General features: G+C 66.3%; 14 protein-coding genes, 3 tRNA genes and 2 pseudogenes. 9 read left to right on the forward strand and 10 right to left on the reverse strand.

Translation table 11 applies throughout. The features are described 5' to 3' along the window. Positions 1 to 23: 23 nt before the first annotated feature. A complete protein-coding gene (locus tag ACHQ4I_RS18920) occupies positions 24 to 428 on the forward strand; it encodes a hypothetical protein (protein WP_420773120.1) in 405 nt (134 codons plus the stop codon). Positions 429 to 443: 15 nt separating this feature from the next. Here ACHQ4I_RS18920 and ACHQ4I_RS18925 read toward each other — a convergent pair whose 3' ends face one another. The 7 genes from ACHQ4I_RS18925 to pgsA all read right to left on the reverse strand — a co-directional run bounded on the left by ACHQ4I_RS18925 (position 444) and on the right by pgsA (position 6,276). Continuing rightward, complete coding sequence (locus tag ACHQ4I_RS18925) at positions 444 to 1,265, reverse strand: hypothetical protein (RefSeq protein ID WP_420773121.1); 822 nt, start codon at positions 1,263 to 1,265, stop codon at positions 444 to 446. 85 nt (positions 1,266 to 1,350) lie between these two features. Further along, a complete protein-coding gene (locus ACHQ4I_RS18930) occupies positions 1,351 to 2,112 on the reverse strand; it encodes a bestrophin-like domain (RefSeq protein ID WP_420773122.1) in 762 nt (253 codons plus the stop codon). Positions 2,113 to 2,475: 363 nt separating this feature from the next. Then, positions 2,476 to 3,375 carry a phage shock envelope stress response protein PspM gene (pspM, locus tag ACHQ4I_RS18935; protein ID WP_420773123.1) on the reverse strand — a complete coding sequence of 300 codons (900 nt, stop codon included), beginning with the start codon at positions 3,373 to 3,375 and terminating at the stop codon, positions 2,476 to 2,478. A 156-nt stretch (positions 3,376 to 3,531) separates the two neighbouring features. Then, positions 3,532 to 4,362, reverse strand: coding sequence for a phage shock protein PspA (gene pspA, locus ACHQ4I_RS18940; RefSeq protein WP_420773124.1), 831 nt, complete (start codon positions 4,360 to 4,362; stop codon positions 3,532 to 3,534). Between the two features lie 191 nt (positions 4,363 to 4,553). Next, positions 4,554 to 4,985, reverse strand: coding sequence for a helix-turn-helix domain-containing protein (locus ACHQ4I_RS18945; RefSeq protein ID WP_420773125.1), 432 nt, complete (start codon positions 4,983 to 4,985; stop codon positions 4,554 to 4,556). A 143-nt stretch (positions 4,986 to 5,128) separates the two neighbouring features. Then, positions 5,129 to 5,623 carry a CinA family protein gene (locus tag ACHQ4I_RS18950; RefSeq protein WP_420773126.1) on the reverse strand — a complete coding sequence of 165 codons (495 nt, stop codon included), beginning with the start codon at positions 5,621 to 5,623 and terminating at the stop codon, positions 5,129 to 5,131. Beyond that, positions 5,620 to 6,276 (reverse strand): CDP-diacylglycerol--glycerol-3-phosphate 3-phosphatidyltransferase, encoded by a 657-nt coding sequence (gene pgsA / locus ACHQ4I_RS18955; RefSeq protein ID WP_420773127.1) that lies wholly within the window; start codon positions 6,274 to 6,276, stop codon positions 5,620 to 5,622. The genes ACHQ4I_RS18950 and pgsA overlap by 4 nt, the downstream gene beginning before the upstream one ends. A gap of 158 nt (positions 6,277 to 6,434) precedes the next feature. Between pgsA and ACHQ4I_RS18960 the strand changes: the two genes are divergently transcribed. The 3 genes from ACHQ4I_RS18960 (at position 6,435) to ACHQ4I_RS18970 (ending at position 7,975) form a co-directional block, all read left to right on the forward strand. Then, entirely contained in the window at positions 6,435 to 7,001 is a 567-nt protein-coding gene (locus ACHQ4I_RS18960; protein ID WP_420773128.1) for an amino-acid N-acetyltransferase, read from the forward strand. A 16-nt stretch (positions 7,002 to 7,017) separates the two neighbouring features. Next, the gene (locus ACHQ4I_RS18965; protein ID WP_420773129.1) at positions 7,018 to 7,302 is read left to right on the forward strand and encodes a YciI family protein; all 285 of its coding nucleotides are present in this window, start codon (positions 7,018 to 7,020) and stop codon (positions 7,300 to 7,302) included. Between the two features lie 115 nt (positions 7,303 to 7,417). After that, positions 7,418 to 7,975 (forward strand): hypothetical protein, encoded by a 558-nt coding sequence (locus tag ACHQ4I_RS18970; RefSeq protein ID WP_420773130.1) that lies wholly within the window; start codon positions 7,418 to 7,420, stop codon positions 7,973 to 7,975. Here ACHQ4I_RS18970 and ACHQ4I_RS18975 read toward each other — a convergent pair. Next, positions 7,972 to 8,271, reverse strand: a pseudogene (locus tag ACHQ4I_RS18975) (TerC family protein); the annotation flags it as partial. The gene ACHQ4I_RS18970 and the pseudogene ACHQ4I_RS18975 overlap by 4 nt on opposite strands. 695 nt (positions 8,272 to 8,966) lie before the next feature. Here ACHQ4I_RS18975 and ACHQ4I_RS18980 point away from each other — a divergent pair. The 5 genes and pseudogenes from ACHQ4I_RS18980 to ACHQ4I_RS19000 all read left to right on the forward strand — a co-directional run bounded on the left by ACHQ4I_RS18980 (position 8,967) and on the right by ACHQ4I_RS19000 (position 10,545). Next, positions 8,967 to 9,040, forward strand: a tRNA-Trp gene (locus ACHQ4I_RS18980). A gap of 81 nt (positions 9,041 to 9,121) precedes the next feature. Continuing rightward, positions 9,122 to 9,233, forward strand: a pseudogene (locus ACHQ4I_RS18985). A 7-nt stretch (positions 9,234 to 9,240) separates the two neighbouring features. Beyond that, a tRNA-Leu gene (locus ACHQ4I_RS18990) sits at positions 9,241 to 9,314 on the forward strand. A gap of 24 nt (positions 9,315 to 9,338) precedes the next feature. After that, positions 9,339 to 9,411 (forward strand) — tRNA-Arg (locus tag ACHQ4I_RS18995). Positions 9,412 to 9,564: 153 nt separating this feature from the next. Beyond that, on the forward strand, positions 9,565 to 10,545 hold the full coding sequence (locus tag ACHQ4I_RS19000) for an NAD-dependent epimerase/dehydratase family protein (protein WP_420773131.1): 981 nt from the start codon (positions 9,565 to 9,567) through the stop codon (positions 10,543 to 10,545). Between the two features lie 56 nt (positions 10,546 to 10,601). Here ACHQ4I_RS19000 and ACHQ4I_RS19005 read toward each other — a convergent pair whose 3' ends face one another. Together ACHQ4I_RS19005 and ACHQ4I_RS19010 are read right to left on the reverse strand one after the other, a co-directional pair. Next, positions 10,602 to 10,730, reverse strand: coding sequence for a carbamoyltransferase N-terminal domain-containing protein (locus ACHQ4I_RS19005; RefSeq protein WP_420773132.1), 129 nt, complete (start codon positions 10,728 to 10,730; stop codon positions 10,602 to 10,604). A gap of 75 nt (positions 10,731 to 10,805) precedes the next feature. Further along, entirely contained in the window at positions 10,806 to 13,391 is a 2,586-nt protein-coding gene (locus ACHQ4I_RS19010; RefSeq protein ID WP_420773133.1) for a DNA translocase FtsK, read from the reverse strand. Positions 13,392 to 13,421 lie beyond the last annotated feature (30 nt).

Consider the following 13,421-nt stretch of genomic DNA (forward strand, 5'->3'; position numbering starts at 1 on the left):
AGCTTCAGCCGAAAGAGCAGACCATGCCCACCCTTCCGTGGATGACCGTCAACGCCCCCACCGCGTCCGAGGCGCAGTGCATGGCCTCCCGCCTCGAGGTCAAATCGGTGCTGCACGCACCGGCCTTCCTGATGGCCTCGCTGGCGCTGTGGCGCCAGGCCCGCCGCTCCCCCGGCGCGCTCGGTGTCGCATTGAAGGCGGAAATGTTCAAGGGCACCTTCTGGACCTACTCCGCCTGGACCGATAAGGCGGCGATCTTCGCCTACGCGGGCGCCGAACCGCATAAGTCGACCGTCCAGCGCAAGCGAAAGGTCATGCGGGAAGCCACCTTTGTCTTCTTCACCGCGCCCGTCGACGAATTGCCGATGTCGTGGGACGAAATCCGGCGTCGGATCGCCGAGGAGCGCGACCGGGCGAAGTCCGAATAGCGCTGCTGCCGGGCATTATTCGGCCCGCCTGGCATGGCGACCGCCGGTGATCCTGCGTACCACGGTCAAGACCGTGACCACCATGACCGCCACCAGCTCCAGCAGGTTCCAGGCAATCGGATCCGGGGTGGATTCGACTGCCTCGTTCAGTGGTTGGTGCGGGGTGGCCAGGATCGGGATTTCCGGCGCGATCGCGGGTGGTGCGGCGGTGATGAATTCCGACGGAACGACCGGCGGTGCGGGTGGACCAGGTATCGGCGGGCCGAGTTGGAGGGGGATGCCGGGCTGGGGAGGTGTGGGGGCCGGAAGCAGGAGCAGGCAGGTCAGCAGTGCGCTGCCGGTGGCCGCACTGCCGACGATGACGCTGCCGAGTCCGGACCCACTCGAACCGACCGAACCGGTACCGACCAAACCCGGGCCGAGCACCCCACTTCCGGTCGCCGACCCGAGCAGGATTGCCGCGCTACCGATTACGGCGCTGCCGGTGCAGGCCGACTGAATACTGCCCGGGTCCAGACCCAGCGCCTCGCCCGCACCAACCGTCGCATCCGCATGCGGCACTTGTTCTCCAGCGGCGAATGAGTCAACGCCACCGAGTAGGCCACCACCCGTTCCGGCACTCCTGGGCTCGAGATCCAACACGCCTCCGGAAGAGCCGCTGGCGGTTCCATCACGCAGAAAATCCGCAGCCGCGCTTCCTGTTCCAATGACGTCGAACGACGCACTGCCGGTGGCGATACTCCCGATGCCCGGCACCTCGGGCAGCACCGAATCGGCGGCAGCGGACTGTCCCACCAACAGCCCAGCGGCCAACGGAATCATCGTCGCCGCGGCCAATCCACTTGCAGTCCTTCGTGTCCGCACATCAAATGCCATCTGCAAATACCCCATTCGTCGCAGCTCCACCGTCCGAAGTGACCCGTCAGGTGATGTGCTCGTAGCGGGACATCGCATATTCGAAGGCGTCCCTCGGGACGCTGTTTCCACCGGAGAACGGCCGATCGAGGTTGTAGATCGCCAGCACCGCCGAGCCGACCACGACACCGAGCAGCGCGGTCATCAGCAGACTGCGCCTGGTGACCTCGACACCGGACAGCACCGCGGAGCACAACAGCAGAATCGTGCCGAACCACAAGGCCGCATAAAGGAATCCGGGCATCTGGTAACTCGCGTCCATGGCGCGGTCCTGGCGCGCCTCGGCGACCGCGTCGAGGCTGGCCATCGCACTCTCGCGCAGATCGACGACATCCTGATCCGTCGAATTCACCGACGCGACGGCATCGCGCAGGCTGTCGAGCGTGTCCTGCGTGGGCTGACTCAGCCGCCGGTCCGTCTGCATTACCGGCCACTCCCGGTTGAGCACCTGATCGGTGTAATCCCGCACCAGGCCCTGGATCTGACGGTGTTCCCGATCGGGCATCGCATGCGCGGTCCAGTACGTATCCACCAGCGCCTTCGCCTCCGCGACGGTGTGATTGTGCGCGTTGTCGTACTCCTGCCAGCAGATCACCACCACGAAGGCGACCACGGCCAGAAAGAGCGTATTGATCAGGTCGAGCACGAGGGATCCCGCCGACTCCTCGTCGGTCGCCACCCATGACTCCGGCCGCAGCCGATCCCCGATTACGAAGATGGCGACGGCGATAATTGCCGCTACGACGGGAACGATCAGTATCAACAGCATGTAGCGACGCCACCTCCCGGGACGAACCTGCAAACTGGATCCGCGCCGCATGGCCGGCCCGCAGAGGTCGGCCTCGACGAACGTCAGCAGCGTCGATCACTAGTGATTCGGGGCCGACGCCCGGATGGATCGATCGACATCGATCTGGAAGGTGGTGTCGCTCAAGACATGTCAATTACCTCGACCCAAGGATCACGACCGAGCTCGAGGTGTTCGCGCGGGGTCAGTGCGCCGCTGTCATGGTCGATCGCGTAGCGAATCATCCTCGATACGGACAGCTGGTTGTGGCAAGCTCATCGCTCAGCAAAGGTGCGCCCGACAGGGCAGATCGAAACAGGGCCCGGATTTCCCGAACCCGAGTGGTCAGCGCCCCTGCGGGGGAAGCGAAGTGGGCGCGTGCTGATCCGCGACCTCGGTGAGCGCCTGCGCCCACCCGTCCAACCGGTCCGCGGCATGGCGCAGATCCGCCACGATCACATCGAAATTGTGCCGCAGCACCGCACTTTCGGGGACCGCGAGGATGCGTCCGGCGGCGGCGACCACCTGCTCGTATTCGGCGACACCGCTGTCGAGGCGGCCGAGCGCGAATTGCATATTCTCGGTAAGGCCAACGGCGACAACGGATTTCGCCCCGCCCATGGCGCCGAGCGCCTGTTCCATGGCGGCGATGTCGGCGGCCAGCGCATGCAGCGCGGCCGCGCCCGAGCCCGCGGTTTCGATCATATCGGCGAGTTCGTCCTCGGGCAGCCGATTCGATCGAGCGATCTGAGTGCCGAGGCCGTGCAATGCCTTCTCCGCGCGAACCAGGCGGGAAATCGGACCGCGCGCGGATGACCACGGCGGTGGTTGCTTGCGCGGCACAAAGGCCGCCTGCGGCAGTGGGGCGCTGCGTAATTGGAGGTAGCGGCGCGCGCTCAGCGCGGTGCCGGTGACCAGCGCCACCGCTCCGCCACCGACCACCACCACGGCCCATACCGGGGCCGAAATCACCATGAGCCCAACGGTTCCCGCCGTCGTGAGACCGCCGACGGTGCCCAGTTGGAAGCTGCGCCGACGGGCCCGGCGGCGCTTGCGCAACTCCCGTTCCCGCGGATCCGCCCAGCGGCGCACGGCGACCAGCGCATGCTCGCCCACTTCGCGCAGACTGTCGGGCAGGCTCCCGGGTTGCGGTGTGAGCGCGGACTGCGCGCGCACGACGGCCGAACTACGGCGGCGACCGGAGCGGCCGCCACTGCGCTGCTCGCGAGGTCCCTGCGGGCTCATCGGTTTCCTCCCCGGAGCGCGAACCCACTCCGCGAGCGATGCGGCATCCAGACGGGCAGGGCCCGAGCGTGATCGACGGCCGACCCGTCGGGTACCCGTGCCATGTCCTTCACCGAATCAGTCCTCGCCGAGCTGTATCTGGTGTGAAGCTATCCGCTACTGCTGCGCGGTCTGACCCTTGTTCATCTGCGGCTGCGCCGGATTCACCTGCGCCGCGGCCGGATTGATCGCGGGAGCGCCCGCACCACCGGCGGGCAGCGCATCACCGCGCATCGAGGCGCGGATCTGCTCCAGCTTGCTGTGCCCGGCCATCTGGATGCTGGCCTGCTGCACCTCGAGCATGCGGCCCTGCACCGAATTGCCCGCGAGTTCGGCGGCGCCGAGCGCGTTGGCGTAGCGGCGCTCGATCTTCTCGCGCACCGCGTCCAGGCTCGGCGTGGTGCCGGGCGCGGACAGCGTCGAATCCATCCGCTGCAGCGACGCGGAGACCTGCTCCTGCATCTTGGCCTGCTCCAGCTGGCTGAGCAGTTTGGTGCGTTCGGCGACCTTCTGCTGCAGCAGCATCGCGTTCTGCTCGACCGCCTTCTTGGCCTGCGCGGCCGCCTGCAGCGACTGGTCGTGCAGCACCTTGAGATCCTCGACGGCCTGCTCGGCGGTGACCAACTGCGCGGCGAACGCCTCGGCGGCGTTGGTGTACTGGATCGCCTTCTCGGTATCGCCCGCCGCGGCGGCCTGGTCGGCCAGCATGACGGCCTGGCGCGCATTGGCATTGAGCTTTTCGACATCGTCGAGCTGACGGTTCAGCTTCATCTCCAGCTGACGCTGGTTGCCGATGACCGATGCGGCCTGCTGCGAGAGGGCCTGGTGCTGACGCTGAGCTTCCTCGATAGCCTGCTGAATCTGGACCTTCGGATCCGCATGCTCCTCGATCTTCGAATCGAAGAGGGCCATCATGTACTTCCAGGCCTTGACGAACGGATTAGCCATCGATTGATCCCGCCTCCATAAGATGCGCCGCGCTTTACCGCGACTCTAGTGCGCGACCGTCACGCACCCTATATGTGCCTATCCTCCACCATCTGGCACCCGGGCCGAGCGAACCCGGCCCAACCGACGCCTATTACAGAATCTATCCGCTTCCGGCACTGCCGCGCAGCGCCGGTCGTGGACGTCACCTCTCAGTTGCTTTTCACCAGGACCAGCATGTCCGCCTTCGGGGCCGGAATGACGATCCGGGTGTCTTCGGCGATCTTGGTCCGGGCACCGGCCGCCGACATCGTGGCGGGCTCCGACGCCGACTCGGCGGGCTCGACCGCGGCGGTCCGCTCCGCCTCGGGTGCGTCGGCGGTCTGGGCGGGTGCGTCGGCGGGCAGCGCGTCCACACCGGCCATGATCGTGCTCACATCCCAGAGCACCCGCGACAGCGGCACATCCAGGGCCGCGCAGATGGCGGCGAGCAGTTCGCTGGAGGCCTCTTTGCGGCCCCGCTCGACCTCCGACAGATATCCCAGGCTCACGCGCGCCGAGGTGGACACCTCACGCAAGGTCCGGCTCTGGGCGAGACGAGCACGCCGCAGACTGTCCCCGATCGCCTCTCGCAGCAGCGTCATGTCGTTCTCCTTCAGCTCCCAGTAACCGGGTCCGCGGGCGCCTGCCAGCGCTGCGCACGCCGTCCTTTCTGGCACAACGTCGAACACGGGCCGGTTGGTTCCCACGGGGGCAAACTCATTGCGGCCGCGCAAGGACGCCACCGCTAGCGGTCGTCTCCCACGATACGACGCAACTCCCGAACCGCGCTGTGCGTAGCGCCGATTCTGATCGCCCAGCGGTCACCGCTCAGCTTCCAGCGCATCACCTCGGTATGCCCCGGACCGGCCAGACCGAGGAAGACCGTGCCGACGGCGTGCCCGTCTTGCGAATCCGGTCCGGCGACCCCGGTCAGCCCGATCCCCCAGTCCGCACCGCAGCGCAGACGCGCCCCGACCGCCAGTTCCTCGGCGGTACTCGCGGCGACCGGCCCCTCCGTCGCCAGCACCTCATCGCTGACACCCGCGAGCGTGTGTTTGAGATCGGTCGCGTAGACGACCAGACCGCCGCGCAGTACCGCGCTGGCGCCGGGCACCCCGGCGATGGTCGCCGCGAGCAGACCCGCCGTCAGTGATTCGGCTGTCGCCACGGTCTGCCGAGCAGCACTCAGCGCGTGCACCAATTCGACGACCGGCGCGCCGGTTGTCAGCGGATCGGTCATGCGCCGCGCGCCCGGCCCGGACCTCCCGCGAGCCATACCCGCGCCGCCTGACCCACGTAATCGAGTCCGGTCACGACCGTCAGCGCGACGGCCACATACATCAGAGTCATTCCCGCGGTGGCGAATCCACCGTGCAGCGGCAGCAGCAGTACCGCGATCGCGACCGATTGCACCAGCGTCTTCAATTTGCCGCCGCGACCGGCCGGAATAACCCCGCGCCGCACCACCGCCAGCCGCAAAAGCGTGATCCCGATCTCACGACCGCAGATGACCAGGGTGATCCACCACGCCAGGTCGCCGAGCACCGAGAGTCCGATCACCGCCGAACCGATCAGCGCCTTATCCGCGATCGGATCGGCGAGCTTGCCGAAATCGGTCACGAGTCCGTATTTGCGGGCCAACTGTCCGTCGAAGCGATCGGTGATCGCGGCGATGCCGAACAGCGCCGCGGCCGCGATCCGCCAGCCGGTCTGATGTCCACCGCCCACGAACAGCGCGAGCACGAACAGCGGGACCAGCACGATGCGCAGCATGGTGAGCACATTCGCGATATTCATCAGCGGAACGACCGGTTCACCCTGGGTGGGCAGGAATCCGGTCCGCACCGCCGGCTCACCCCAACGTCGATCGATCTCTTCTGGTTGCACGCTCATGCCTCCGCCTCGCCGGCGCCCGGCTGCGCCACGCGCGTGAAGGCAACCACCGCCGCCACGAGGCTCGAACGCATGCCGAAGCGATGCGGTGAGCGGAGCGGGTGGATGTGCGGCACACGTTCAGAGTATCGGTAGCCGGGCCGACTACTGTGCACCCCATGACCTCTCGGGGACCACTAGGTGGTTCGACTAGCGACGCGTATCCGGGCGCGGCACCTGCCGCGGACAAATCTCGCCCTGTCGTGCGACGCGCCCGAACCTCCGATGTGCCCCAGATCAAGAGCCTGGTCGATGTCTACGCCGGTCGGATCCTGCTGGAGAAGAACCTGGTCACGCTGTACGAGGCAGTGCAGGAATTCTGGGTGGCCGAACTCGACGGCCGGGTGGTCGGCTGCGGCGCGCTGCATGTGCTGTGGGCCGATCTCGGCGAGGTGCGCACCGTCGCGGTACATCCCGATGTCAAGGGACACGGGGTCGGGCGGCTCATCGTCGAGCGACTGGTCGCGGTGGCCAGGGAACTCGAACTCGGGCGGCTGTTCGTGCTCACCTTCGAGGTGGAGTTCTTCGGCAGGCACGGGTTCGTGGAGATCGACGGCACACCGGTGACCGCCGAGGTGTACGCGGAGATGTGTCGGACCTTCGATCCCGGTGTCGCGGAATTCCTGGACCTCAGCTATGTGAAGCCGAACACCCTCGGCAATACTCGAATGCTGCTCAACCTCTGATCAGAACGGATCGATCGTGCCCATCTTCGCCGTGCACTACACCTACTCCGATGCCACCGTCGAGGCCCGCGACACCTTCCGGCCCGAACATCGGGCCTGGCTGAACGGCCTCATCGAGGCGGGTTCGCTGCTCACCAGCGGCCCCTACCCGGACGGCTCCGGCGCACTGCTGCTGTTCCAGGTCGCGGACGACGCGGCGATGAAGGAACTGCTACCGCAGGATCCGTTCGCGCGCGAGAACCTGATCGACGCGGTGCGCGCGGTGGAGTGGCTGCCGGTGATGGGCACATTCGCATCCTGACGAAAGCGGCTGACCACCGCATGCCCCGGCCGGACGCCCGGTGGTCAGCAAACTTCCGGCGACACGCCGGAGCGGGTGCGAACGAATCCGAGTCCCGCCACGCAGACTCCCCCGTATGCGCATATCCATCGCGATTTTCGCGTCGATGTCGGCCGCGTTTCTCACGCTGGCCGCATGTTTGGTGACCGGCCGGGACACCGATTCCGACAATCCGGCAAATTTCACCGTAGTGGGTCGTCCGGTGGTACTCCCCGGCATGGCCGACGAGCAGCAGTACCGCGCCGAGGACGGCTACTACTTCCAGACGGCCGACCGCGGCATCGTCTGCGGCTTCCTCGACGAGCCGTTCGGACAGCCGAAACGACCGGTGGGCTGCCAGGGCGCGACCAGCCCGGTTCCGCCCGAGATGCAGGCCTGCTGGAGTAGCGACCCGAGCGCGGCCGCCCTCGCCGTCGGCGACAGCGCCGGATATCTCTGCGTGAACCGGGGCTTCTTCGTCGGATCGCCGACGAAGCCGGGCAAGGGCGCCGGCGGCGCACCGGTGCTGCCGGTCGGCTCCAGCCTCAGCGTGCACGGATTCACCTGCCTGGTTCAGCCCGTCGGGGTGACCTGCCGCAATGATGCGACCGGGCGCGGTTTCGAGATCGCACCCGAACGCAACCGAGTGTTCTAGTCGCCGATCCGGCCCTCGGCGGATCGGGCCGCCGCACCACGGGTCTCGAGCAGGCTCGCCACCGTCGCGACGACCAGAATCCCGAGAATGACACCCAGCGAGATCGGCGTCGAAATCTCGGGTACCTTGACGTGCGCACCACCGTTGACGAAAGGCAGGGTGTTCTCGTGCAGTGCGTGCAGCACCAGTTCGACGCCGATGAACGCGAGAATCGCCGACAGGCCGTAGGACAGATAGACCAGCCGATCCAGCAGGCCGCCGATCAGGAAGAACAGCTGCCGTAAACCCATGAGTGCCCCATCGAGCTAGCGGGGTGGTTGCCGATCGGGTATTCACTGGAATCGCCACGTTGTAGGGGCATCGTCGAAACCCGCACCGACCGACCGACTGTCGGCTATCCGTACTGCGAAATCGCTGAGCCCATGGCGTTTTCGGATGGAACGACTTATGTCGAAACCGATACCGAATTCCCCCAGATCGTGACCAACAGTGGAAATCACAGGATCGGCGAACTGGTGACCGCATAACGATCACCGGACCGGTAGAGCACCGCACTGTTCCGTGGTGCCCGGCCAGATGACGCGCGAGGCGAATGACGAGTGGCGGTTCACCGACCATCCGGAGCGGCTGCCGCCGAGTTACCCGCTGCAGGCGTGCCGACAACTCGCCGATGGGGAATAAATGGGTTCCTCCGCGCGTCCTTCGGTGTTAGCGTTATCCAGAACGTAATCAGCACCCGTAATCGGGACCACGAAAGGCAAAGGCAATGACCAGCACTCAGGACCAGGGACTACGCTCCCTCGCCGGTGCCTGGCAATTGCGTGCGGGCGCCCGGCGGTCGATGTCGCAGCTCCGCCTGACCCGGCCGCTGATGTCGCAACTGCGACAGGCAAATGCCCGGAGCCGCCCCTGAGGTCTCGATTCGAGAAGGCCTGAGCAGGGGCCGCTCCCGGCGAAATAATCGCCACGGAGCGGCCCCTTTTCTTGTCCAGCGGATGTAGCTCAACCGGAAGAGCAACGATCTCCAAAGTCGTGCTGTTGGGGGTTCGAGTCCCTCCATCCGTGCTCATAACTTCACAGCGAATATACGGCAGTACACATTTCGTATTACCGGATTTGAATAACCCTGCCGTAGACCGGTTTTGAACCCGTGTTGCTCAGTGGACCAGAGCTGACCCTTTCGAGCGACCCGCAAGCAGTCGCCACGGACGCCCTCCGACGGCGCAGGTCGGTGGTTCGATCCCACCCACGGGTACCAAAACCATTCCCTCGTAGCCCAATTGGCAGAGGCACCGGAATTAGAATCCGGTAGGTGCGAGTTCGAATCTCGCCGAGGGAACGATCCGGGTCGCGACCCGGACCAGCGCTCGTAGCTCAACGGATGGAGCACCTGTTTACGAAGCAGGCGGATGAAGGTTCGAATCCTTCCGAGCGCGCCGATGGAGTGTGGGGTAATCGGGCACTCCAGCGCACCGACCGAGGCTCATGCAGGTTCGCCCCGGGGCTCTCATAAGGCCCTGTCGCGTGGTTCGACTCCACGATGAGCTACCACCGCGCCTGCGGCTCTCGTGGGCTGGTTCGATGGTCCTGTGCGGATACTCGTCACCGGAGCGAACGGCTACCTCGGCAGCGCGGTCGTGCGGACCCTCTGCGCCAGCGGACATGAGGTTGTCGGGCTGGTGCATCGAGGGCGGTCCCGTGTCCCGGCGGGGATTGCGATCCGAACCGCCGACCTCGGCGACCAGAATGCCCTCGGAACGGCTCTGCGGGACGTCGATCTGGTCTGTCATCTCGCCGGGCTGACCCGAGTTCGCGAATCGTTTGCCGAGCCGCTGGACTACTTCGCGGTCAATGTGGGCGGAACCGTGACGCTGTTACGGGCTATGGCGGCAGCCGGGGTGCACCGACTCGTATTCGCGTCCACCGCGTCGATCTACGGGACACCAACGCGGCAACCCATGCCCGAGCACCTCATCGACGACCCGCAGCACCCGTACGCCGCGAGTAAGCAGGCCGCCGAGGCGGTGATCGCCGCGCAGGCCGCGACCGGTCGGCTCGACGCAACGGTGTTGCGACTGTTCAACATTGCCGGTGGCCCCGACCCGGACGACACGCGGATCCTCTCGCGGATCCTCGCGGTGGCCGGCGGCACGGATCCAGCCCTGATCGTCAATGGTGACGGCACCGCGGTCCGCGACTACCTACATCGTGACGATGCCGCCCGCGCCTTCGACGCCGTTGTGGCCGGACTCCCGCAGCCGGGCCGGCACCGCCGCTACAACATCGGCACCGGAGTCGGCACCAGCGTCAACGACCTCGTCGCGGTGGCCGCCCGGGTGACCGGACGACGCATCCCGGTCGAATACCGTGCCGCGGCACCGGAACCACAGCGGCTCATCAGCGACAGCCGCCGCGCGCACGCCGAGCTGGGTTGGTCGCCGAAATCCTCCGACATCGACACCATCATCGCGGACGCGTGGTCGGCTCGATCGAGCATCGCCAGCCATGGCAACGATGCGCCGGGATCGCCGCCACCGCACTGGCCGCGCCGCCCTCCGGCTCGGCATTGACGCAACCGGCATGGGACCTGACCGACGATACCGCCGCCGCCGTGCACGCCGCCGGTTTACCGCTGCTGCGTGCTGTACCGGAGTCCGTTGCCGAGCTTCTCCATCTCGATGCTGAACACCAACCGGTCGTCCTCGACGACCGCGACACCGCCATCGTGCGACACCTTGATTCCGCAGATCACCATGTCGGGCCACTGTATCCACGCCAGAGTGGCCCACCGGCGGTGAGAATACTTGCCGCAGAAGCGTTTTCGGCGCGGTTAGCTCTCCGGGTCGCCCGGTTCCTCGTCACCGCCGCCGCGGATCGTCCACAGCAGGCCCTCGAGTTCGTCGGGCTTGATGAGCACATCGCGGGCCTTGGAACCCTCACTTGGTCCGACCACGCCGCGGGTTTCCATCAGATCCATCAGCCGGCCCGCCTTGGCGAAGCCGACGCGCAGCTTGCGCTGCAGCATGGAGGTCGAGCCGAATTGTGAAGTGACGACCAGCTCTACGGCCTGGATGAAGACATCCAGATCGTCGCCGATATCGGGATCGACGTCCTTCTTCTCGCCCGCCTTGGCGGCGGTGACGCCCTCCTGGTATTCGGGTTCGGCCTGGTTCTTGGCGAAGTCGACGACCGCGTGGATCTCCTCATCGGAGATGAACGCGCCCTGCAGGCGGGTGGGCTTATTCGCGCCCATGGGCAGGAAGAGCCCATCGCCCATGCCGATCAACTTCTCGGCACCCGGCTGGTCCAAGATGACACGCGAATCCGTCAATGACGAAGTGGCAAAGGCCAATCGGGACGGCACGTTGGTCTTGATCAGACCGGTGACCACGTCCACCGAAGGGCGCTGGGTGGCGAGCACCAGGTGAATCCCCGCGGCGCGGGCCTTTTGGGTGATGCGCACGATCGCGTCCTCGACATCGCGCGGTGCGGTCATCATCAGATCCGCGAGTTCGTCGACGATGGCGAGGATGTACGGATAGGGCCGGTACACCCGTTCGCTGCCCAGCGGCGCGGTGATGGCGCCCGACTTGACCTTCTTGTTGAAGTCGTCGATGTGGCGCACCTTATTGGCCTGCATGTCCTGATAGCGCTGCTCCATCTCCTCCACCAGCCAGGCCAGCGCGGCGGCGGCCTTCTTCGGCTGGGTGATGATGGGCGTGATGAGGTGCGGAATGCCCTCGTAAGGCGTGAGTTCCACCATCTTGGGGTCGATGAGGATCATCCGGACCTCGTCCGGGGTGGAACGCGCCAGCAGCGAGACCAGCATCGAGTTCACGAAGCTCGACTTACCGGAACCGGTGGATCCGGCGACCAGCAAATGCGGCATCTTGGCCAGATTCGCCGAGACGAAATCGCCCTCGATATTCTTGCCGAGACCGATCACCAAGGGGTGGTGGTCGTTTCGGGTCGCCGGCGCCTTGAGCACATCGGCCAGGCGCACCAGTTCGCGATCGGAATTGGGCACCTCGATGCCGACGGCGGACTTACCCGGAATCGGAGCGAGCAGCCGAACATTCTCGGTGGCAACGGCATAGGCGATATTGCGGGCCAGCGCGGTGATCTTCTCGACCTTCACACCCGGACCCAGCTCCACCTCGTACCGGGTGACCGTCGGGCCGCGCACGAAGCCGGTGACCGCCGCGTCGATCTTGAACTGCACCAGCACCTCGGTGATCGCCTCGATCATCGATTCATTGGCGGCACTGCGCTTCTTGGGCGGTTCGCCGTCGGTCAGCAGCGTCAGCGGCGGCAGCGTGTAGTCACCCTCGACCTCGCGGTCGGTGATGAACTCCAACTGCTTCGGTGGTGGTGGGGTCTGGTCCTCGACCTTGACCGGGGCGCGCTTCTTCGGCTTGGGCTTCTCTTCGGGCGTCTCTGTCGCAATCGGTTTCGCATCGCGCAGCGGCGGCTCACCGATGATCTCGGTGACCGCATCGGAGCCGCCGAATTCGTCGGGCGGGTAGTTCTCCTCGGGCGTGCGACCGCGCCGCCGAGACTTGGTGTTGCGATGCAGCGGGAATCCGTCGGCATCGTAGTTGGCCGGATCGAAATCGGATTCGCTGTTGTAGTCACCGTATTCGTCGCCGCCGCTGCCGGTGCCGAAGTATTCGCGCAGCCGTTGCGGCACCTCGCGCATGGTCGTGCCGGTCACAAGCAGCACACCGAAGACGATGGCCAGCAATAGAATCGGCACCGACAGCCAAGCGGTGAGCCCATTGGTGAGCGGACCACCCATCACGAAACCGACGAAACCCGCTGCGCGGGAACGCCCGTGCGCATCGGAGGGCGATCCGGCCGCGATATGCCACAGACCGAGGATCGGCAATCCGATCAGCAGTCCGCCGAGCACGAGCCGCGGGCGGATCTCCGGATGCGCCTCGGTCCGCATCAAGACAATGGCAATGCCGGTGGCCACGAACGGGAGTCCGGCCGATGCCGATCCGGAGACCGCGCGAATCGCCTCCTCGACCCAATGCCCGATCGGCCCGCCCGCGGAGAGCCACACCGCGGCCGCGATCACCGCACTGAGCGCGATGAGGGCCAGTGCGATGCCGTCGCGACGATGGCCGTGTTCGATTTCGCCGGCCCGGCTCACGGCCCGAGTGGTGGCGCCGAGTCCGCGCGCGAGCATATTCCAGCCGCTGCTGATGCCACGGCTGATCACCGCGAGCGGTGCGGTATCCGACTTGCGACGGACGGGGCGGCGCGCCGGTGTGGTGCGGCCGCGCGGTGCGGGCGACCGGCGTTGACCGGTGGCGCGAGCCTGGCCCGAACGAGATGCCGCCGTGGTCCTCCCCCGGGCCGATCCCGCCCGCGCACGAGTGGTCGTGGAGCTGCGGGACTTACCTGCCATGGACTCAGGCTACAGCGTGGATCCCTACAG

Source organism: Nocardia nepalensis, from assembly GCF_048910785.1.
GTDB lineage: Bacteria > Actinomycetota > Actinomycetes > Mycobacteriales > Mycobacteriaceae > Nocardia > Nocardia nepalensis.